We start from the raw sequence: 22,105 nt of genomic DNA, 5'->3' as shown, positions 1-22,105 counted from the left end.
CAACAAACAACACAATGACAAGCAAGGGGTAATGGATCATTTAGCAAATCTTCAACCAAAATCCAGTAGATGAAGGGAGAATGTATATGAATTCCAATACGAATCAATCGAAGAAACCTGTTATTGTTTTCATTCATGGCGCCTTTATGACACCGGATAGCTGGTCGCCAATGGGGGACTATTTTATCAAGCAAGGCTTTGAGACAATGGCACCCGCTTGGCCATACCACGACCGTAGTATCGAAGATCTTAGGAATAACCCAGCAAAAGAACTTGGTAAACTTGGCCTTGCGGAGATCGTTGATCATTATGCCAGCATTATTCAGGCGTTACCGGTGAAACCAATTCTAATTGGGCATTCATTTGGCGGTTTGATTACTCAGATCCTTATGGATCGCAACTTAGGAGTAGCTGGAATCGCTATTGACCCTGCTGCTCCTAAAGGGATCAACGCTGGAGCCTACAAGACGGCATCTAAGTCGGTGGCTTCGATCCTATTAAAACCATGGAAAAAGACCGTAGACCTGACTTTTGAACAATTTCAATATGCTTTTGTCAATAACATGCCTTTGAAGGATCAAAAAGATGCGTATCGTTATTCTGTCCCCGAAACAACCAAAATATTTTTCCAAAGCGCATTGGCTTCCTTTAATTCCAATAGTCCATTAACGATTAACTTCGACAATGGCAATCGGGGGCCGCTTCTGATCATTGCTGGAGAAGAAGATCATATTGTGCCTGCGGCAATGGTTAAGAAGAATTTTCAGCTATATAATCAAAATTCCGGAGCTACAACTCAATTTGTCCAGTTCCCCAAACGGTCACATTGGATCATTGCCGACAACGGCTACGAAGAAGTCGCCGATAACATAATTAACTGGCTTCAAGATCAATTAAAGTGATGATTTACTACTAAAATAATAGAATCGAGGGATTGATAATGAATCATTTATTTACACCATTTCATATAAAAGGACTAGAACTGAAAAACCGCGTGGTGATGCCACCGATGTGCCAATATGCGATCACAACGAATGATGGGATTGTAAACGATTGGCATTATAACCACTATGTAAGCCGTGCAATCGGAGGGGCAGGCCTCATCATTATAGAGATGTCCGATGTTGAGCCGGATGGCCGAATTACGAATAGCGACCTTGGGCTATGGTCCGATGAGCATATCGCTCCTTTAAAGCGAATCGTTGACGCTGTGCACCAATACGGCGCTAAAGTTGGCATTCAGATTGCCCATGCGGGACGTAAAGCGGAAGATGCAGAAGTACCAGTAGCACCATCCGCCATTCCGTTCGATGACAAAGCTAAGATGCCGCGGGCTTTAACGACAGAAGAAACGAAGCAGATGGTTGAGAAATTCCGTTTGGCTGCAGAACGTGCGATTAAAGCTGGCGTGGATACGATCGAAATTCATGGAGCTCATGGCTACTTGATCCATCAATTCCAGTCTAAATATACAAATAAACGTACAGATGAGTATGGTCAAGATTTAACTTTGTTTGGTAAGCAGGTTATCCGAGCAGTTAAAAGCGTCATGCCTGATCATATGCCTCTCATGATGCGAATTTCTGCTAGAGAATATGTCGATGGCGGTTATGGCTTGGAGCAAAGTATTGCATTTTCCAAAGCATATAAGGAAGCGGGAGTAGATATTTTCCACGTTAGCTCCGGAGGAGAAGGCCCTATTCTTGCACATGGAAGACCTGGTACTCATGTCGCCTATCAAGTACCAATGGCAAGAGAAATTAAGAAAGCATTGGACATCCCTGTCATTGCTGTCGGACGTTTGGAAGAGCCTTCATTGGCAAATTCCGTTATCGGAAATGAAGATGCGGATCTCGTGGCGGTAGGTCGTGGTATGTTAAGGAATCCCTATTGGACTCTTGAGGCAGCGACGAAGCTTGGCAAAGAAACAGAAATTCCAGGCGTGTATGGCATTGGTTTTGGTGTGAAATAAATGGTATGTGAATCCTAGAGAATGAAGGTATCATTCAGCTAGCTAGAGGGAAAATTACGGTTAGATAAAATAAACGGTTGGTCGATACAAGAGATTATTAGCTTCCGTGGCATGTTTATCAGGTGAAATTGAAAAATCATAAAAAAGGCTCTCCCGCGGTCATTTGATGACGTTGGGAGAGCCTTCTTATTTACTGTTCACTTCCCTAATTTTTGCTTCAAAAATTGTAAGGCATCCTGAAGTGCTTTAGAGGTCGTACTGTCCACATACTTACTGTCTCTAATGACAACATCAAAGATCGCTGGATCTTTAAGCTGACTTTGGCCAAGCAGTTTCTGAAGCACAGCAACCACGTTTTGCAAGCTGTTATAGATGTTTTGGTTCTGGAAATAACCCAAATTCCATAATAACCGAAGCAGATCGTCCAAATGATCAAGATCCATGATTACTTTCAATACATAGGTACGCACAATCGTATTGCCCGCGCTGTCCGTTGCTGTTACTTCAATTGTGTGCTGACCTAGCCACAAGCTGAGCGGCGGGAGGTTAATGTTAGGGCCGACAACGACGCCGTCCAGTTTAACGTTAGATGAAGCTACTCCACTTAAAGCATCTGTGATCCCAACATTCATGACAATCGGATCCGTCCAAAAAACAGTTAAAGGACCGGTCAAGTTGATTGCAGGAACTTCCGGATCAAAGCGAACTACCGCAGAGTGACTATCTTCTTGATTGCCAGCAGCATCCATGCTGTAATAGTGAATCGTGTTCACACCGTAAGTGCTTACTGTAACCGAGGTTCCAACAAGGGGAGTTCCTCCATTTAACGTGTAGTAGGTCATCTGTACACCACTCAAAGAGTCATAAGCCGCTAACGTGACGGTTTGTGGTATACGCTGCCAACCATCTAATGAGGTGTGTGTGGTTGTTGGAGCGGTTTTGTCGATGCCAATAATCAAATCATTGGGCAATTCCTCGTTATTCATCACATCAATTGAGCGGTATTGGATTTGATAAATGCCATCATCTGAGAAGATAACCGGCTGATCTGTGACGGCCTGCCAGGTTTCTGTTCCTCCCAGGATGCGGTACTCTGTCCGCTCGATTCCTACGCCAACAGTCGGATGTGCGGCTGTAAACGCAACTTGCACATTTTGCCTGTTGAACGTTCCTGAACCCGTTGTTCCGTCCGCTGTAGCTGTTGTCACAGGAGGAGAGACATCCCTTTTAGTCACCTGAAACGTAATCTCTTTGGTGTTGTTCGTACGATCCATCTCCGTGAATCTCCCGATATCATTGATATTGACGCTTAGTTGGTAGGTGGCATCTCCATTAGGCACTTCCCAATACCCATTTTCACCGCCTGCATTCGTATACAAAGTAGCACTGCCGCCGACTGGGATGGATTGATTATACGTATCCGTATAGCCGAACGAACCGCCATTTAGACCGAATACAGCTCCAGTTATTAGGCCAGCTGGGGTGGGGAGAAGGCCGACATTTTTCACTGTGACATAGAAACGTACGCCTGTTTGCCCAGCATAAGGATTAGCTGGATCCGTTCCAAGGTCGGTAACGATGAGATCAGGGCCAGGTGTTAGGGGCTGACGTTCCAGACTCAAAAACTCAAACGACTGATGGATAATGCGGCCGTTTTTAGCGACAATTTTGATGATATGGTTGGCCATAGGCAGACCCGTTTTTTCGAAAACGAGCTTCTTCGCACCTTGTGTGTTTGCCGTTTTCAAATCGACAGTGGCTTGCAGGACATCATCGATATAAACATCTGCCAATCCTAAAGTAGACTCAATATCGGAGTACCAACGGATTCCCGTACCTTTAAAACCTATAGCCGCGTAATCACCGGGTGTTGTCGTTTCATGAAGATCCGCTCCATTAACTCCGGGAGCGAAGGTAGTGGCGGAATAATAGGTATTTGTGCTGGAATGAACGACATTGGTCCAAAGGGTTTGAGGCGTTTCATCCAAGAGACCTTCTTTCAACTCGAACCAATCGAAGTAGCCGAAGACATTATCGCTGCTCTTGACAATGGACAGCACTAGGTTGCTTACGTCAGCAGGCATCATGACATTGTATTCGATTGTTGTATAGACGTTAGGCTCTGTCCCAGGCAAATCAATAGACCGAATCACCTGATTATTAACAACGAGATTGACCTTTTTGTTCGCTGCTGAACTGTATTTGAGCTTAAGAATATAATTGGTATTTGCTTTGACAGGAGGTTTCAGCATGTTCATTCGACCTTGTGTATAATACATCCCAACGAATGTGCCATGATGTGACACACCCTCCAGCTCCGTTTGTTCCGCTTCAACATGCAAAGCTCCTGTAGACGTAGTGCTAAAAGGGGAGGCTGGCAAAGTTAAGGTAGATAGGGATAAAGGGACACTCGGCAAGGATTCGTTGCCCGAATCATCATAAGCGATCAGTGTATAGGAGTGTGCACTTTCTGGACTGACATCTTGATGTGAAAAGCGTGTTACTGCTCTAGGAAGCTTAGCAAGGAGAACGCCGTTATCGTACAGTTTATAACCGGCTACCTCAGCATTATCCGTAGAAGGTTGCCATGTCAGCTTGATATTTTTGTAGGAAACGGCACGTGCTTGCAGTGTAGGTGAGCTCGGTACGGAATTCTCATACGGCGTCAGAATGTATTGAACGGCTTCACCGGGCTGGATCGTTTCCGATAACTGCGCACCAGAAGCGGCGTCAACAATGGAAAAACTGCGTGCAGCCGCATACGTGTTGCCTGCGCCAAAGCGTTCTGCTGCATATTGAACGTTAGCGGGCAGGGTAACATTGACGTTCATCGTAACGGGAGTCGTTTCGAAATTAACAAAGTTGAGTAGAATTTTATTAGATTTTGCACCGGTATTGCTCACACCAAGACTTGATGTATCTACCGCACGGAAATAAGCTTTTTTCCCGGCAAGCTCATTCTGATTGGTATACACGTAAGGGAGTGGTTTCCCATGTGTACTGTAGGCAAGCGCTAAGCGGCGGAAAATTTTCAAACGCGTTTCGTCAGGATCACTAGAGTTAAGCCATGCTTCAGCATCGTCAGCTGATTTCATCACGATATCTTCTTTGAGCAAGCTGTACTCTCGGAAGTAAGCGGCATGCTGCATAATGTAATCCAGATAGCCAATCGTACTGCGCGTTTCCCGATCGAAGATGGAGGCGAAGCGATGGGTGAAGGTGTCATATCGGTTATTGTCGGTATGAAAATCATTCGCTCCCGTTTCGCTCATCATCATCGGCCTTGCAAGACCGTCACCTTGATAGTCAGGAAAGGTTTTGAGGGTCTCTACAAGCGCGCCGCCTTCACCACTTGAAATACCGCTTAAGGTATAACTGTGACCATTTGTCATATCCGTATAATCTTCAATCTGTTTCCGATAGGCAGGGTCACGCTCCCAGCCATCAGGAATGCCTTTGGAAGGCCAATAGGCCCAACCTGGAGAAACCGCTTTCAACCATGGGTTTAGCGATGATTTTTGCTCACTAACATATTTGGCGAGTGCCAAATCGGCCGCAAAGGCATTGTTGAATACACCAGGTTCATTATCAAGCTCCAGGTATTCAAATAAATCCCCATTTTCAGCAATGAGGTTGTTGTAATACTCTTTCAGCTTCTCTGGGACAACGCCAGACGAAAGTTCAGGGTCCTTGATGTAGGTTCCGAATGGCAGCAGAACGGGTGCTAAATTCAAATCGCGCAAAGCCGACAACCATTCACGTGAGAATTGACTGGAACGAATGACGTTCCCGCTGTAGGCAAGACCCAGCCACTTGGTTACTTCCATCGTTTGCAAATCGCGGTCTTTCAACACATGCGAGACTAGCGCTGTTCCCAGACGGATATATCGTCCGTGAATGGGTTCTGTTGCGGGAGCTCCCAGAGCTTCAAGTTTGGCATAATCCCACTCGAACCAATGAAATTCATCGCCTTCAGTTCCTGCATACAAACCTCGATCGAGCGAGAGCTTCAGCTCATTAGGTCCAACCTTCAGCATTTCCTTAGGAATATACAGCTCGTAAGTTTCTTTGAATTTCCGGGTCGTATTTCCGCCGCTGAGGCCAACAATCTGAATTAATCCAGCCATTGTATCATTGGAAAATACAGCTAACTGTGGAACGGAAACAAAAGCATCGAGGCTCCTGAAGCTGAATTGTACGCCATAATCCGGAATCGCCGCGAGGTCGTAAGTAATAGTCATCGTACCGTTACGACTAAGGTTTAAGCCTTTGGATAACGAACTCCAATCTGTACGAGTAGCCCAGTCAGTAGGGAGGTTGAAGGACTCAATAGGAGTCGTTTGATAATCGCTAAATTCAGTTGAGAGTTGATTATCAAGTCCAATCCGCCAAAGCGTCGTATACACGGGTGCAGGCTCCACGGCTTTAGTAAGCGTGTAAAATGTAGTTGAAAACAGGGTATTTCCAACTGGCTGTGCAGATGTTTCTTTCAATCGAACTTGGATTTGTCCTGTCGTGTAATTGATATTATCCAGCTGAAGCGGGTTCACAGTTACGGTTTGCCAGGTGTAACCGCGATCCGTGCTGTATTCATAGGCTGCCAGGTCCGAATAACCGGGAACAGGCGTCCATCCGAAAGTATTCGCTGTGTCATCCTGCACGGGATTCGTTGGTGCATCAGGCAGTACATAAGGTGTCAAGTAGGCCCCAGGTATCACCTGTTGGGCTATTCCCGGACCTTGCCAGGAGACAGCCAAGTTGTCATTTGAGGTATTTTCCTTGTGCAGCGCTTCGATATAATATCTTTTGCCACTTGATAGCGGAATGACCACTGATTTCTGTGTGGGAGACTTGTTCCACTCTCTAGGCTTGGCGAAGACAGTGTTCCACGCTATTTTCTCCTTGTGCGCAGGATCGCCGTCTGGACTAAGCCATAATTCAGAGCTGTCATCCGCAGCAATCCAGAAGATGTAACCACCGCTAACTGGTGGCGATAGAAACCCATAAACACGAGAACCATAGAGATCCCCCGTATTGTTCGGGGTCTCAAAGCTTGTGAGTACCCTCGAACCCGAAGGTGGAGCCTTTAATGGGATCTGTTCTACTTTCCCGCCAGGAATATTATTCCAATAGTCCTGGGTAATACCTGTTCCCGCGGCCAAAGCACGGTAAGCAGGGAAGATGGGGAGCAGTGAGACAATGATTGCAGACAGAAGGATTGAAACAAGGAGTTTTGACTTGTGTAGGGATCTCATAATTACCTCCAAATGAACGAGATTATCAATAGGATTCCCTAATCCTATCCGGGGTCTACGTCATGTGTAGGCGGTGCTCCGACACAGCTAACCTAAGAGCACCGCTCCTCCTTCGTTTTATTTCAACTCATTCTGGGACTGCTCAGCGAATTTATACAAATCATCAATACTAAATATTTTGGTTTTATTGCTCTCATACCATTTCGCATAATAATCATCAACTTGCTTGCCTCCAGCTTTGTCCCATACATCCTTAGCATCCTTAATAGCTTGCTGTGCCGTATAGCTTGTGCCGCCTACTAAAGCTTTCAACCAAATGTCACCTTTGTCGATATTGTTGGATTTGCTTGTGCTTTTGACAATCGCTTGGAGGTCATCAGGCAAGACCGGTAAGAAGTCATTACCCAGCGAAGGAACAGGACGATCTTTGTTGATATAGATTTCTTTGGATTTGAGATTGATGTCGAGCAGTTCTTTCTGCGTAGGCACCTCAGGACGAAGGTTAACCAGATACACTTCCGCGCATTTGCCGAGCAGTAAATCGGATCTCATCATGTTCAAATCGTCGGTGTAAAGCTCTTTCTTATTCTTCTCCGTATCGATAGGCTGCAAACAGCCATTCGAACCTTTCTGTGAATGCGTACCCTCGATGCCGTTTTTGAGCAAGCTTGCATGCTCGGGATCTACCATCCAGTCAATATACTGCATGATGGCTTTCGGATCTTTGGCTTTGGCGTTAACGACACCGACCATTTGCACAGGTGTGCTGATAATCGGGCTGAATTGACCGAATTGGCTTTTCGGTAAAGCCATCGGAATGACCTTAGCCGTAGGGTTGTTCTTCTTCAAAGTTTCATAGTTCGAGATGGTAAACCAGGCACTGTCGATCGCGAAAATCCCTAATTTGCCATTCATGAAATCCTGAATGCCTTTTTGTCCGTTTTTATCGGTGAGAAAATCTTTATCGACCAACCCATTGTCAAACAGTCGCTTCTGGAATTCGACAGATGCTTGAAGACGCTCCCAATCATGAACAAATGTCCCGTTTTGTTCGGCCCAATCGATCGAACGTCCGAAGATATGGCTGATCACGGAGAAACCGACACCACTCAGGTTGATACCGAACGTATCCTTTTTACCGTTGCCGTCTGGATCTTGGTTCACGAATGCATTGGCCACATTATACAATTCCTCAGTCGTTGTAGGGACTTGCAGGTTCAGCTTCTGGAGCCAATCCTCACGGATTAAAAGACGATGATGTGGTGCAACGACATTTAAACGTCCAATTTCATACAATTTGCCGTCTTCCTTGGTTCCAATCTTACGCAGCAGGGGGTACTTCTCGAGAATTTGTTTGTAGGTTGTGCTGTATTTGTCAACCATTTCATCAATCGGCATCAGCAATTTCTGTGAGTACCAGCTGTTCCTGTAATTGGCATCATACTCGAGAATCAAGTCAGGTGCACTTCCTGAGGCAAATAAGGCATTAAATTTCGGGAACGATTCCCAGCGGGGAACGGGTGTATATTTAACATCGACGGGACCGTTCTTGTTGATCCAATCTACCCAACGGTTTTTATCCCAGTTGCCTTCCTCTGGTGGAATATTCCCCCGATCATACACGGAAACGTTTATCGCTCCTCTTTTCGCAGATTCGGCTGCCGGGCTCGCATCTGGACTTGATACAGCCCCTGGATCCTCGACTTTGGGAGTGGAGCAGCCCGCCAAAACAGCGACACAGACGAGTGTGGATAGTATTGCCTTTCGATGACCCTTAAGTACCCTAAACATGGAAATACCCCCTTAGATAATTCGTTTTCAAGGTCTATTGTCCTATCCTTTAATTGCGCCGATCATAACCCCTTTTACAAAATACTTCTGCAAGAAAGGATAGACGATTAACATAGGCACAATGAGTACGATCACACCGGCCGATTTGATGGATTCTGGTGTCATTTGCTGCAAATCATCCGGTCTCACGGAATTAAGTTCTTGAAGAATGGATTGACTGGCAACCATTTGTTGAATCATAACCGCCAAGTTCATCCGAGTGCTGTCATTGATAAACATGAGTACATGTAGAAAGGAGTTCCAATATCCGACGCCATAAAATAAAGTTAATGTTGCCAAGACTGGGAGGGATAGAGGGAGAATAATCCGAGTAAGAAGTCGCCATTCGCCACAACCATCCATACGTGCTGCCTCTTCAAGCTCTTCAGGTACATTCATAAAGAAGGTCCGAAGTACAAGCATATTAAAAGCGCTGATCAGTCCCGGCATCCAAATTGCGCCGTAAGTGTCCAATAAGCCGAGACTTTTTACAATCAGAAAAAGAGGAATGAGTGGCGTCCCGAACAGCATGGTAAATACGATAGCCAGTGTAAAAAAGCGACGTGCATAGAAGTATTTCTTGGCTAACGGATAAGCCGCCATGATGGTAAACCACATGCTGAGAACAACGCCTACAACGGTTATAACGATACTATTGCGGAAAGCTTTTACCATATTTGTGCCACTATATAAGGCTTTATACGCTTCAATTGTCCAACCTTGCGGCCAGAGAGTTACATGCCCGGATACAATTGCCTGATAGCTGCTCAGAGATAGAGATATGATATGCAGTAAGGGAAGGATGCAGCTTAAGGCTGCAAGTCCTAGGAACATATAGTTGATTGTATAAAAGACTTTCTCATCCCATGTTGATTTCATGAGGGGGAGGCTCCTTTCTTACCACAGTCCTTGATCGAATTTACGGGCAAGTTGATTCGCAAGGACGACGAAGAAGAAGCCGACCAGAGATTCAAATAACCCAACTGCCGTAGTCAAACTGAACTGTCCTCCCTGGACACCTACGATAAAGATATAGGTGCTGATGACGTTTGAGACATCCGAAACAGCGGCATTTTGAAGTGTGTATACATGATCAAATCCGACTTCCATGACGTTCCCCATACTCAGAATCAGCATGAGAATAATCGTGCTGCGAATACCGGGCAGCGTGACATGCCGGATCTGCTTCCATTTGGATGCACCGTCGATACTGGCAGCTTCGTATAGATGCGTATCGATTGAGGTCAGAGCTGCCAGATAGATGATCGCTCCCCAGCCTGCTTCCTTCCAGATCCCAGAACCGAGGAAGATCGCTATCCAGCTGTGTTCCTGATACAAGAAAGCAGTGGTGTGTCCCGTCCATAGCTCTAAGAGCTTGTTAATGATACCAGATTGTTGGGAGAATATCGTAACGACAATGCCTCCGACAATAACCCATGAGAAGAAGTGAGGCACATAGATCAGCGTCTGAACAATCTTTTTGAAGCGTATGGCACGAACTTCATTCAAAAGAATGGCAATAATGATTGGAAAAGGGAAGCCGGCAACGATACTTAACAAGCTCAAAGTGATGGTGTTACGGATGATGGTCAGGGTCTGGGGTTGGGTGAAAAGTGCCTTGAAATGTTTGAGGCCAACCCATGGGCTTCCCCAGATGCCGTCCATCAGGTTATAGTTCTTGAAGGCAATAATGTTACCTAGTATTGGAAAGTATCGAAAGATAATGAAGTAAGCAATAACCGGCACAAACATAATCAATAAAGGCATATTTTGTTTGAAACGTCGACGGGGCTGCAGCAACTTGGAAGTATGGCGAATATATCTTCGAGTTGTCATGATGGGGGCTGATTGCGTACTATCTAGCGGTGTTTGTGGCACTCAGTGGCACCTCCTTTCGTGGATAGATTGAACCATCTAGTAGCTCCTTTGCCGTCGATGGAATCAATGTACCTCAGAAGGATAGCCATTCTCAATATACATGAATTAAAGTATAAACTCTCTTGAAACCCTTGCTGTACAAGGCTTGAGTGAATTCGTGCAGAGGTGAATAAACAACAATTAACGATATACTTTTCTTGATGAATGGCGTTGTTGCGATTACTTCCGATAATCGCCAGGCGTAACACCCGTATATTTCTTGAAAGCGCGAATAAACGAGATGGCATGTGTGTACCCGACTTTAATTCCGATGTCCTGGACGGAGTAACGACTGCTTTGGAGCAAAAGTTGTGCTTGTTCCATCCGGATCTTAACGAGATAATCGACGAATTTTTCCCCGAATTCCTCTTTGAATGCACGGCTGATCTGCGAGCCATGAAGCTGAAATTGCTCACTTAGCGAGGTAAGCGACAACTCAGGATCTGAATAATGGGTTTCCACGTAGGCACGGATTTGGCTCATGATGGCATGCGTGCTTCTGACTTCGCGAATACCAGCCATCTGCTGAGAGACTTCTTCTAATAAGTGAAACCAATCGGCATATAGTTCTTCAATCGTATCGAACTGTTGGGTAGCGTCGTTCAGCTTGGGCAGAGCGATTTGCAATGACTCTTGCAACTCGGTCGACAGCTCCATCATCTCTCGGTGTAAATAATAAGCAAAGTAATTCATGAGATTTCGGATCTCATCGTAGGAGAATAAACCAACTTTTAATTCGGTGAAAATTTGTTCCAGGGCCAGCTTCCAACCCTTGTCCCCCAAGCGAAACGACTGAGCCAGTGATTTAATCAGCGGCAAGTGCTTATACATTTCCTTCTCTTCGGACGCTTCGGCTTCCCAGTGGTACAAAACCCTATTCGTCCCTAAGGTTGATTTAAAACGAAGCACATAGATGGCAGCCTCATAGGAATGAACCAGCTCCTGTACTTGTCCAACCATATGTCCGACACCCAAAGTAATGCGAAAAGGCAGATGCTGCTCGACCCAGGAGCGAATATTTTCACACAGGTTGGCTGCATGTTTCTCACTGCTTTTCACATTCTCTTCAGCAAATATCACAACACTAAGCCTATGAGTAGCCATCCATTCCGCCCACACGGTGAGGCCAAGTGATTCAGCAGTTTCATAAACGACACGACTTAGTACAAATTTCAGAAGTTCTTGATCCTTCTGAGAGAACATTCGGCATATTTCCATGTATTTATCCATCTCAATGACTGCTGCGGCTAGCTGACTGAAGCCAGAAGGCAAGTGCAGCCGATTCATCTCGATCTTCCAGTCTTCATAATGGACTGTGCGGCTGCCTTCCAGCCATTCTTTGAAAAAGTGCCTCCGCCTGAACACGATATCTTCCTCATGCTGCTTCTCGTAGCGGCTGGATAATTCCATGAGATTGCTTATGGCGCGATCGATATACTGGAATTCATCTTTTTTCTTTCCCTCGATACTCATTGGCTGCAGATCGGAAAAGGTGCGGATACGCGACATAATTAGCTCAATCGGCTGGTAATTACGATGCGTCACATAGGTCATCCAGACACCGCCAAGAACAACCATAACCAGCCCCAATCCAATCCATACATAAGAGAAGACAGAGGTGAAGGTATACAAATATTCATCGTTGAGTCCACTGCGGTATTCCCAGTTCGTATAGCCAGAATGGATACGGGTGAGCTCAGACCCTCGTTGCCTAGATCCTGAAGCTGCATGTGTATTTCCGGAGGCTAACAGCTGATTGCCTGCGGGATCATAGACTTGGATGAAGCTGATCTTTGAATTGGTCATATCACGGATCATTCCTACAATAGAATCCATACTGATATTGACGACAATGAAGCCTTTTTGCCCGGATAACAGTGGAAACTTTCGTACTAAAGAAATGACGACCTTACGCCCATCCATCTCCGTAAATTCTTTGAAGACTCGCTGGTTTGTCAGTTCATATTGCGAAGGGCTCTTCATCATCTCATCTATAAACCCTTTATCGCCGAAACGGTCTGCCGCTATCATTGTGTTGGGACTAATGACCATTTGATCTGCAGCTCTGTAAAAATAAACGGAATCAATGAACTTGTTGTAATTCATCATCCCCCGAATTAATTCTGTGATTTCATAAGCCGAGTAATAAGGATTTCCCTCCAACTTGTTGTCAAAGAACTGGTCAATTCGCTGATTTGTCTGCAATTCCTTAATGACATATTCGTCTATCGTCTTCAAGGTATAGTCCACCGACTGCATGATATGTAAAGCATATGTTTTATTTGCATTTTCAGCTTCTCTTTTGGACAGTTGGCTGATGGAAAGAATAATAAGCACAATGAGGACGGAAGTAATCATGAAAAAGACAGGCAAATAAGAGAATAGAAGACGATAAAACCATGGTTTTGTCATAAAAACGCTCCTCTAAAATAATACATAGGCATTGAAATAACACTTCCGCCACGTTCGTATTGCGCTCACTGTCGTACGTTATATGCCAAATCTTCATAGATCATGCTTGTATTAGGTAATCCGATCGTTATCAATCATAGATTGTCGAATGAATGATTTTGAGAAATTAATACAATATTAAACTTTGCAGATGATTTACAAACATTGGAGGAGAATCGATGACTAGCCATCAATCAATAGGAATACTTGACAAGAAAGTAGTGCTGATCACTGGCACTGGAGGTGGAATGGGCCGCGTCGCGGCGCAGGTTTTTGCGCGAGAAGGCGCAAAGGTCGTTGGGTGCGACATCAATGTGGATGCCAACAACGAGACAGTAGAACTTGTTCGTCGCTCCGGCGGTGAGATGAAGGGCATCGCACCGATTAATCTCACGATCCCCGAACAGGCCCAGCAGCTCGTTCAAGAAGCGGCGGCAGCGTTCGGCGGACTCGATGTGGTCTACAATAACGCGGCTATGCAGCGCTTCGGTCCTATGCCTGATTTCTCTATTGAAGACTGGCGGACGACCATAACCGGTGAACTCGATATCCCTTTCTTCGTGTCCAAGTTCGCATGGCCGCACCTGGTTAAGCGAGGTGGGGGAGTCATCATCAACATCGCGTCCGTAGCCGGCATGATCGCTGGCGAAACCCCGCCGATGATCGCGCACTGTGCAGCGAAAGCAGGGGTTATCGGCATGACGCGACAGCTCGCGCTTGAAGGCGCACCCCATGGGATTCGCGCGGTGGCGATCAGTTCGGGGCCTGTCTTGACCCCGGCCAGTGACCGCGACCTTGGTGACAACCAAGCAGCCCGAAATGCGATAACTAGTAAGACGCTACTGAAGCGATTCGGTCAACCTGAAGAGATTGTGGAGCTCGCGGCTTTCCTTGCCTCAGATCGTGCGGCCTATATCACAGGTGTTAACTACGCGGTTGACGGTGGAGCTTCTGCTTGGTAACTGGTTATAGAAGGTAGGGAATCGGATACACATCGGATCAAAGGAGTGGTGAAATGGGAAAACTTGATGGCAAAGTGGCTTTAATTACAGGAGGTAATAGCGGGATTGGTTTGACAACCACGAAGCTTTTCATCTCAGAAGGCGCGAAGGTCGTAATTACTGGCCGAAATCAAACGACGTTAAATGAGGTAGCAGCTGAACTTGGTCCGAGTGTCCTTGCCTTTCAAGCGGATGCAACAGATCCTGAGAGCATGGATCATGCATTATCCAATGCCGTCGCAACCTTCGGAGGACTAGACATCGTATACGCGAATGCCGGCATTTCGTCTGCTACACCTTTAGGAGGTACTGAGCTTGCGGTTTTCGATGAAGTTCTAAAAATTAACGTGACAGGTTCCTTCTTCACGGTACAATCCGCTCTGCCGTATCTGAAGGAAGGGGCTTCCGTTATCTTGACCGGTTCAACGCGAGCAACAGACGGTGCGCCTGGAAGAGCCGCTTACGCGGCGAGTAAAGGAGCCATCAGCAGCATGGCAAGAGTGTTGGTATCCGAGTTGTCGCCGCGGGGCATCCGTGTAAACACGGTAGTGCCAGGGGCAACGCGCACCCCGATTTGGAAAAAATCGACGCCTGAAGAAACCGCGAAGCTTGAGGGTTCACAGGCGCGTACAATACCGCTTAACCGAATGGGCGATCCAGAGGAAATAGCCAGTGCGGTATTGTTCCTAGCCTCCGATGAATCATCTTTCGTGCAAGGAGCAGAAATTACCGTGGATGGGGGAGCGCGCTCAGCACCTTTAGGAGCTCCTATATATCGAGGTTAGCAGGTTATTGTCAGTAAAACAACGGCAGCGGGTATTCTCGCTGCCGTTATTTCGTTATTGGCGGCTGGTTATGTCACACATAGAAGGCGCCAATTGTCCTATTAGTATCCAAATATAGATACGTAGGAGTTTGAGCATAATGAGAGTCATTATGAAGTGGGGTTTACTTAGCCTCTTTACAATAGCAGTCGTATTTCTAATGAGCCATGTTAATAAAGCCTTCATTCATGTGGTTCCTGACAGATTGCAGGAATCAGGTATTTCATTTCAAACCTATTGGGTTTCCGTCAAGGACTCCTTACATGCCTACTCACTTGGTAATTTAGGGATAATTCGCACCGGAGATTATGAGATTTCCGTAACAAGTATTTTAAAGAAAACGATCGCCCGCACTTGCACTTACCTAATACCTGGCCTAATCACTGGTGTGTTCTTGTCTGTTTTGCTATCACTTCTGGCTTCGATGTGGCGGGCGATAGGGAGATTGATAGATTCGATCCACGCCGTATTGAGCGGGCTCCCGGACTTCCTGCTGATTGTGCTCATTCAGCTTATATCCATTTACTTGACTCGAATGACAGGAAGAAACGTTATTCTGGTTGCGCATTACGGCAATCATATTCCGTTCATGATACCGTTTCTTGCGATCGCATTCATACCTGGGGTCTTGATTTACGGTACTTTGCGATTGGCGATCGAACGCGAGATGACGCAAGAGTACATCACGACGGCGCTTGCCAAAGGATTGACATGGAAGGAAGTTCTAGTTCATCACATTGTCCGGAATATTAGGGTCGACCTGCTGACTGTGTTGCTCAAAGCGACGACTTTGGCGCTTGCAAGCATGGCAGTGGCAGAAGCAATGTGCGATATTCTTGGACTTGGCGGATACATTGTAAGTCCAAGAATGCAAAATATAAGCGCCACACCGATCTTTTGCATCGTTCTGGCGACTCTGGCCATTCTTTTTCACATCCTTTATGCGATGCTCGGCAAGTTCTTTGTCGTGCAGAACAGGGAGGGGGCATGACCATGAAAAGGAAATCCACGAAACCGTTTTATTTCGCTTGCGCAATACTTGTATTCATCATTTTAGTAGCGGTATTCGGCGGGATACTGAAACCTCATGGTCTTACGAATGCGGATAAAGTCGTCTTGCACACGGAAATTATCAACGGTAAAATGACTTTCAGTACACCCCCTTTCTCACCGAATGCTACTTATCTTCTTGGGAGCGACCATAGAGGATTTGATATTCTGAGTTTACTACTGAATGGCTTGAAATACACATTGGTGAATGCCGCATTATTAACGGCTTTAAGATTTATATTTGCTGTCCCACTTGGCATGTGGTCGGGGACGACGGGTAGAGGAGCCGGGGCGTTGCGAGCCATGCAATGGGTCATCTCTGCCGTGCCAGCGTTCTTGTTTCTGTATCCGCCGCTAGCAGGCATGTTCTTCGGGCTTGGCTTAAACGAGATAGACAAAGCGAATCCACACAACCTTCTGCTGTTTACGATTGTCTTTTTCGTCATGGTGACCGTCCTAGGCGTCTTTCCTCTAGCTTACCAGATTGCGGAAAGAGCTCGCTTTTTCAATCAGAAACCTTATGTAGACGCATCTCGTTTGATGGGCGGGACGCCCGTGCACAGGATCTTAAAGCATATCTTTTCCAGCATGCGACTTGAGTTGCTTTATATGGCGATAAGCGAATTCATCCTTGTGCTCTTCCTTATGGGACAATTGGCGATTTTCAATATTATTATCGGAGGTTCAGAAACGTTGGTGATGGTAGATAAGCTAGTGCCAGGGGAGGTGCCCTACCTTATTTATCAGACGAAGACTGGCGAGTGGAGCGCGATGATTGCTTACGGAGCAAAGTATATCCAAGTTTATCCTTATATCGTAATCGTATCAGGATTAGCTTTCGCTATGTTGATACTTTCGTTGCAATTTTTCCTGTATCAATTCAAGAAATGGTCTCAATTGTAGCAACCAAAGAAGAGAAAGACGCCCTTTCGCTATGGGAGAGGGCGTCTTTCAATTTCTTAATAACCTAATGTAACGTTACACCATGCCCGCTGCATGGAGGGAGTAATGAGCTCGATGCTGAAGCTTTGCAAATTTTTCTTCGAATAGTCTATGGACCCATCTGATTTCCGGGCAGCAGGCTCATAATGAAGCCGGAACTGGTCATCAATCCAAATTTTATCCTTTAATGCCTCATCATTGACGCTCCACTTAGGTGGATATTTATTATCGGTATCAATGGTCACTTGAACTTTCAGCCTATCAAGGTTATCTACGAAATCCGTGATTTGACCATCACTGGTGTTCTGATATTTGTAGCCGAATTGGTCGGTTGACTGAATAAAATATTTAAAGAAACCACTTTCGGTTTTCACACTCTGACCATTATTGTCACTAAACTTAAGAAGTTCCCACACATAGGGGTTACTTTCGAGATAGTCGGAGCCTTTTATCTGTTCCGATTTTCCGTCTGCTTTAAGGATGGTATAAAGGGTATTTAAGTTGAATTGTAGGGTTGTATTTTTCAACGCTACCGCTTTGGCTACCGGCTCGCCAGTGTCGACTGTCACTTGTTGTTTCGTTAATGTTTTTAATCCGCTTGGTGTGTAGAAGGTTACGTTGACGTTAAATAATTCCGTCGGTTGGATGCCATACGCTTTATACACGGGAATGCCTGATGAATTAACGCTTGGGGCGGCTAAAATGGAATCGTTTGTATCGGTTGAGACTTGTTGAATGACGGAAATCGGCTTGCCTTTATCATCTTTGCGTACCTTCGTTATTTCGATTCTTCTGTTCTTGTCGTCAGAAGCGATAATGTTGATTTCTTTTCCATAATAGTCATATTTCGTATTCATCGTTGCAACATCATCCGGGCTACTTATTAATTTGCGGTCGAACAAATATTTTCCTGCGGCAAAATGATCATCAAGCATATCCAACTCGTACTTCATGAGGGGATCGTAATCCTTCCAGTTATATACTGCTAAATCAGCAGTAGCCGAGGCGATCGATTCAGCGGTATTTTTATTGATTACGGCAGCTGTGAGTGTATAATGTGAGCCTTCTGGACTTACCGCTTTCTGGTTTGGTTTGAACATAAATTTATTCAGATCACCGCTTTTGTCTACAGGCAACTGCCAAGTTAGGATGTGCTCGTCCGAATCGGCGGAACTGGCTTCATCCCATGGAGATGCAAAAATCCCCCCGGCGCTTTGCAAACTTGGCCCACCCGAAACCCTTTCTAGCTTATATTCGATCATGTATGGCGTGCTATCGAGAGCGGATGCTGCACTGAATGCTTTTCCATATTGGTCTTTAATTGTAAAAGCGAATCCTTGCGGCTGTTCATTCTCTGCGAGTACAACCATATCCTTGGTATTAGCTTCAATGCTCGTGGGAATGCGCATTGGTGTGACTTTAATGGTTTGACTCGCGGTTGCATCGCCAACATGAGTAAGGCTAGCTGTGATTGAAGCATCTCCCTCAGACTTGACCTCCTTAATGACAATTTTACCAAGTCCGGTATAGCTTTGACCGATAACGGGGTTATCGAGTACAAGGCCTCCTGAAGCCGATATATCCAAATAACCACTGTTGTATAGAGTTTCAATTTGGCTCAGGGTAAACTCGTAATTATCCGGCCCCGTCACTTTCAGGCCGATCACCGGCGACTGCCCCGTTGTCGAAACTCTTCCATCGGCGTCATAATAGTTATCCCCAGCACTAAGATTAACCGATTCATCGAGTTCAATCTTTGTGGGCAGCACGGTAATGCCAGGAGGTAAACGCTGAGCAACAGCTGGACTGCCAGAGGCAGGGCTCGCATGAGTCTGGAAGGCAAGTCTCGCTTCAAAGCTGGCTAGCGCTAGCGTCTTACGAGTGGAGGGAGCTTGACCTCCGAAGCTTCCGACGGCTACATTCGTCATGAGCTTATTCTGAATCGCCAGCGTGACATAGCTTTTCGCCCAGTCGTCTACTGTGCTGTCTGTCGTCGGTGTGATCCCGGAATCCTTCCATTTCAGCCCGCGGATCAAGAAAGCAGCTAGCTCTTGACGGGTTACCTGGCCCGCCGGGTTGTACAGCTTGCCATCCGCGTCGACGCCGTTCGTAAGCCCGGCTGATCTTAATGCTTCGATATAGGGAAGGGCATAGCCGTTAGCTGGGTCATCAGCATGCACATCGGCAAACGACGATTGTGTAACAGTGGTAGGAATCGGCAGTGCAAAGATAATGGCAGCAACCTTGGCAAACTGAGCCCGATTCATTTTCTCGTTCAATCCAAACGTATGGTCCGAGACGCCATTAAACACATTTTCTCGAATCATAACGTCAAATTTGTCTTTCATATCCTGCGGTAAATCAAATAAATCATTAAACTTCTCTGACTGTTGTTCCATTGAAGTTCGGTTTACATGAACGTCGTCATTCTCCGCATGTGTAACCGGGAGTAAAGTTAAGCTAATGAGGACTAACGACAATATGGATAAAAGCCACTTCATTCACGACACCTTCTTATCCCATGATTTCAATACGATTGCAAAACATCTAATTTGAACAGTTCGTTCTTAGTACAGTATCCTATCCGCCCCTTTCTCCTAGTACTTACAAGCTTACATAAAAATTATAGTTAGATAGACAAAGAATTTGTAAGCGATTTCAACTTAAATATTAGGCTGAATCAACCTTTTTTGTGGTCTATTTGTGCTGCATCCGGTAAACGGTGAAAATCAAGAGTTTCTCACGCTGAGGGCTATTAGATCCCGAGCTAATTGCAGATAGGATCTTTTCATTTTATACTAGTAAAATTGAAACCAGACATCAGGGGGAGAACGAGATGGAAAGAATGCTTGTCATCAGCGATATTCATGGGGAGCTCGAGAAGTTCGAAGGATTGCTGGAAGTGGCTGGGTATGATCCCGCAAAGGATCAACTGATTCTGCTTGGTGATTATGTAGATCGTGGTCCGAATGCGAAGGGAGTCATAGATAAAGTTATTGCTCTAAAAGAAGCCGGAGCGCTCGTACTCAAAGGTAATCACGAGGACTTAATGATTAAAGCATTAACGACAGAGGATGAGCGCGCTTGGAAGCGATGGGCGCAAATTAACGGCGGCGATATGACACTTAGAAGCTATGGGTTTACCGAAGCTGATTTCGCGGTCGATGAACAGGCAGAAACGTTCATAAAACCAACGCTGCAATCGGAAATTCTAACACAGCACTTGGCATTCATAACGAATCTTGAGCACTATATGGAAATGGATGAGTATGTCTTTGTACATGCCGGTGTACAGCCAGGAACTCCTGTTTCCGAAACGGACCCGCATACATTGATGTGGATTCGAGATGAATTTCATACGGGATATTCCGGTAAAAAAATCGTGATCTTCGGCCACACATCCACAGATACGCTGCATGGCAACTCAGACAACTTTCATGTTTACTTTGGTGTGAATCGGATTATCGGTATTGATGGTGGTGCCGTTTATGGAGGACAATTAAATTGTCTGGAGCTGCCAAGCCAAGCGGTATATCTGTTTAAGTAAGTTTTTGTTGGAAGGAGTTTATGTAACTTATGGAGAATTTATTTTAGTTATAAGTTACTCTAACTGCCGTTATAGGGGGAAGACCATGCAAAGAAAGTGGTTTTACCGTCTGCTGTTATCGTACATGCCGTTTTTCGTATTTGTTGTATTGATTCTCAGCATGGCGTTTTATTACAGATGGAATGTAGAAACAAAAGAACGAATTCAAAATACGAACGATGTTTTTACCGCTCATGTGATGAATGTCGTGGATTCCTCCTTCCAAACCATTGAAAATTATATCGTTCAACAAATGCTGACCGACGAATGGATTAGAAATTATTATAACTCGCATGAACTGACGTCACCATTCGCTGCATACGAAATTACGCAGCGGTTAAACGAACTGAAAACGCTGTTTCCCTTTGCTGGAGACGTGTATATATACAAGAAAGAAAATAATGAAGTAATCACAGATAATTCCATATTTAAGCTCAATCAATTTGCGGATGCCGACTTTGTGCAAAAAGCATTTAATGGCACTTTGGGCAGCAAATGGACGTCTCCGCGCAATTACAATCAATTTCTCGGCGAAGTACGTCCAGGTCAAGTGGTCTCGCTCGCCAAGCAAATTCCGATTACGTCATCTGTACCGAGCGGTGTAGTCGTGATTAATATTCAAGTGGGTTCCCTTAACAGCATGCTGCAGACGATTAAGGCGAACGCTGCCGACTCCATTCAATTAGCGGGGGCTGATGGCGCTTCGTTCTTTGAACGGAATTTACCAGCCAAAAGTTCAAAGTCGGATACCTGGGGCACCAGCAGTGTGCAATCCCCCTATACGGGGTGGACACTTGAGGTCAAAGTACCTCCGTTAGAGCAAGCGAGCTTGCTTTCTGTTTTTTTTGAAGCGTGGATGCTGCCTGTTCTCGGGTTGATGCTTCTTGGTATTTTATTTTTAACTTACATTACTCATAGAAACTATAAGCCGATTGAAGAAATCATGATTCGAATTGATCGTTATACGCTAAAAAGAAGCTTGTCGATGGGTAAAAAAACGGCGCATGACGAATTTCAGTTCATTTCTTCTGCTCTAGATAATTTAGTGGAAAACTCACATCAGTACGAAAAGAGATATCAAGAGGATTTATCGATTCGCAAAAAATATTGGTTCTACGAGCTTCTGGAAGGCAATTTCTCATTGAGTCCAGATGAATGGATGCTGGAGGCTGATCAACTGAAACTCCCAGAGACATTTGAGTCGTCCATTGTCATGATTGTCGAAATCGATAATTATCAAGATTTTCGCAGCAACTACTCCATTCGAAGTTTGTGAT

At 45.4% G+C, this 22,105-nt stretch carries 14 protein-coding genes; 8 read left to right on the top strand and 6 right to left on the bottom strand.

Translation table 11 applies throughout. The annotated features are described in order from the left end of the window. Nucleotides 1-86: 86 nt before the first annotated feature. Both AC58VC_RS07985 and AC58VC_RS07980 read left to right on the top strand, forming a co-directional pair. The gene (locus AC58VC_RS07985) at nt 87-902 is read left to right on the top strand and encodes an alpha/beta hydrolase (protein ID WP_497368305.1); all 816 of its coding nucleotides are present in this window, start codon (nt 87-89) and stop codon (nt 900-902) included. A 38-nt stretch (nt 903-940) separates the two neighbouring features. Continuing rightward, nucleotides 941-1,972, top strand: a complete 1,032-nt coding sequence (locus tag AC58VC_RS07980; protein ID WP_497368304.1) for an NADH:flavin oxidoreductase/NADH oxidase — start codon at nt 941-943, stop codon at nt 1,970-1,972. 197 nt (nt 1,973-2,169) lie between these two features. Here AC58VC_RS07980 and AC58VC_RS07975 read toward each other — a convergent pair whose 3' ends face one another. The 5 genes from AC58VC_RS07975 to AC58VC_RS07955 form a co-directional block, all read right to left on the bottom strand. Beyond that, nucleotides 2,170-7,227, bottom strand: a complete 5,058-nt coding sequence (locus tag AC58VC_RS07975) for an OmpL47-type beta-barrel domain-containing protein (RefSeq protein WP_497368303.1) — start codon at nt 7,225-7,227, stop codon at nt 2,170-2,172. 117 nt (nt 7,228-7,344) lie between these two features. Then, nucleotides 7,345-9,018, bottom strand: a complete 1,674-nt coding sequence (locus AC58VC_RS07970) for an extracellular solute-binding protein (protein WP_497368302.1) — start codon at nt 9,016-9,018, stop codon at nt 7,345-7,347. A gap of 42 nt (nt 9,019-9,060) precedes the next feature. Beyond that, nucleotides 9,061-9,936, bottom strand: a complete 876-nt coding sequence (locus tag AC58VC_RS07965; protein WP_497368301.1) for a carbohydrate ABC transporter permease — start codon at nt 9,934-9,936, stop codon at nt 9,061-9,063. Nucleotides 9,937-9,954: 18 nt separating this feature from the next. Then, nucleotides 9,955-10,893 carry an ABC transporter permease gene (locus AC58VC_RS07960; RefSeq protein ID WP_497368993.1) on the bottom strand — a complete coding sequence of 313 codons (939 nt, stop codon included), beginning with the start codon at nt 10,891-10,893 and terminating at the stop codon, nt 9,955-9,957. A gap of 261 nt (nt 10,894-11,154) precedes the next feature. Continuing rightward, complete coding sequence (locus AC58VC_RS07955) at nt 11,155-13,386, bottom strand: helix-turn-helix domain-containing protein (RefSeq protein WP_497368300.1); 2,232 nt, start codon at nt 13,384-13,386, stop codon at nt 11,155-11,157. A 218-nt stretch (nt 13,387-13,604) separates the two neighbouring features. On the opposite strand from AC58VC_RS07955, the gene AC58VC_RS07950 reads away from it, so the two are divergent. The 4 genes from AC58VC_RS07950 (at nt 13,605) to AC58VC_RS07935 (ending at nt 17,203) form a co-directional block, all read left to right on the top strand. Next, the gene (locus AC58VC_RS07950) at nt 13,605-14,387 is read left to right on the top strand and encodes an SDR family NAD(P)-dependent oxidoreductase (RefSeq protein ID WP_497368299.1); all 783 of its coding nucleotides are present in this window, start codon (nt 13,605-13,607) and stop codon (nt 14,385-14,387) included. Between the two features lie 53 nt (nt 14,388-14,440). Further along, nucleotides 14,441-15,211 (top strand): SDR family NAD(P)-dependent oxidoreductase, encoded by a 771-nt coding sequence (locus AC58VC_RS07945; RefSeq protein ID WP_497368298.1) that lies wholly within the window; start codon nt 14,441-14,443, stop codon nt 15,209-15,211. Nucleotides 15,212-15,350: 139 nt separating this feature from the next. Further along, nucleotides 15,351-16,241, top strand: coding sequence for an ABC transporter permease subunit (locus AC58VC_RS07940; RefSeq protein WP_497368297.1), 891 nt, complete (start codon nt 15,351-15,353; stop codon nt 16,239-16,241). A 2-nt stretch (nt 16,242-16,243) separates the two neighbouring features. Next, nucleotides 16,244-17,203: a hypothetical protein gene (locus AC58VC_RS07935; RefSeq protein ID WP_497368296.1), complete on the top strand. Its 960-nt coding sequence runs from the start codon at nt 16,244-16,246 to the stop codon at nt 17,201-17,203. Between the two features lie 56 nt (nt 17,204-17,259). Here the strand turns inward: AC58VC_RS07935 and AC58VC_RS07930 are convergent, their stop codons facing one another. Next, nucleotides 17,260-19,743: an S-layer homology domain-containing protein gene (locus AC58VC_RS07930; protein ID WP_497368295.1), complete on the bottom strand. Its 2,484-nt coding sequence runs from the start codon at nt 19,741-19,743 to the stop codon at nt 17,260-17,262. A 335-nt stretch (nt 19,744-20,078) separates the two neighbouring features. On the opposite strand from AC58VC_RS07930, the gene AC58VC_RS07925 reads away from it, so the two are divergent. Together AC58VC_RS07925 and AC58VC_RS07920 are read left to right on the top strand one after the other, a co-directional pair. After that, nucleotides 20,079-20,789 carry a metallophosphoesterase family protein gene (locus AC58VC_RS07925; RefSeq protein ID WP_497368294.1) on the top strand — a complete coding sequence of 237 codons (711 nt, stop codon included), beginning with the start codon at nt 20,079-20,081 and terminating at the stop codon, nt 20,787-20,789. Between the two features lie 85 nt (nt 20,790-20,874). Then, nucleotides 20,875-22,104, top strand: a complete 1,230-nt coding sequence (locus tag AC58VC_RS07920) for a cache domain-containing protein (RefSeq protein WP_497368293.1) — start codon at nt 20,875-20,877, stop codon at nt 22,102-22,104. Nucleotide 22,105 lies beyond the last annotated feature (1 nt).

It is taken from the genome of Paenibacillus sp. J22R67 (assembly GCF_059692175.1).
Note: the sequence above shows the minus strand (reverse complement) of the source record. Positions and strands in the feature narration are given on the sequence as shown.

What these genes read in the sequence shown, in the direction of transcription:
- AC58VC_RS07985 (WP_497368305.1), top strand. Translation starts at nt 87, where the DNA reads ATGAATTCCAATACGAATCAATCGAAGAAACCTGTTATTGTTTTCATT.
- AC58VC_RS07980 (WP_497368304.1), top strand. Translation starts at nt 941, where the DNA reads ATGAATCATTTATTTACACCATTTCATATAAAAGGACTAGAACTGAAA.
- AC58VC_RS07975 (WP_497368303.1), bottom strand. Translation starts at nt 7,227, where the DNA reads ATGAGATCCCTACACAAGTCAAAACTCCTTGTTTCAATCCTTCTGTCT.
- AC58VC_RS07970 (WP_497368302.1), bottom strand. Translation starts at nt 9,018, where the DNA reads ATGTTTAGGGTACTTAAGGGTCATCGAAAGGCAATACTATCCACACTC.
- AC58VC_RS07965 (WP_497368301.1), bottom strand. Translation starts at nt 9,936, where the DNA reads ATGAAATCAACATGGGATGAGAAAGTCTTTTATACAATCAACTATATG.
- AC58VC_RS07960 (WP_497368993.1), bottom strand. Translation starts at nt 10,893, where the DNA reads ATGACAACTCGAAGATATATTCGCCATACTTCCAAGTTGCTGCAGCCC.
- AC58VC_RS07955 (WP_497368300.1), bottom strand. Translation starts at nt 13,386, where the DNA reads ATGACAAAACCATGGTTTTATCGTCTTCTATTCTCTTATTTGCCTGTC.
- AC58VC_RS07950 (WP_497368299.1), top strand. Translation starts at nt 13,605, where the DNA reads ATGACTAGCCATCAATCAATAGGAATACTTGACAAGAAAGTAGTGCTG.
- AC58VC_RS07945 (WP_497368298.1), top strand. Translation starts at nt 14,441, where the DNA reads ATGGGAAAACTTGATGGCAAAGTGGCTTTAATTACAGGAGGTAATAGC.
- AC58VC_RS07940 (WP_497368297.1), top strand. Translation starts at nt 15,351, where the DNA reads ATGAGAGTCATTATGAAGTGGGGTTTACTTAGCCTCTTTACAATAGCA.
- AC58VC_RS07935 (WP_497368296.1), top strand. Translation starts at nt 16,244, where the DNA reads ATGAAAAGGAAATCCACGAAACCGTTTTATTTCGCTTGCGCAATACTT.
- AC58VC_RS07930 (WP_497368295.1), bottom strand. Translation starts at nt 19,743, where the DNA reads ATGAAGTGGCTTTTATCCATATTGTCGTTAGTCCTCATTAGCTTAACT.
- AC58VC_RS07925 (WP_497368294.1), top strand. Translation starts at nt 20,079, where the DNA reads ATGGAAAGAATGCTTGTCATCAGCGATATTCATGGGGAGCTCGAGAAG.
- AC58VC_RS07920 (WP_497368293.1), top strand. Translation starts at nt 20,875, where the DNA reads ATGCAAAGAAAGTGGTTTTACCGTCTGCTGTTATCGTACATGCCGTTT.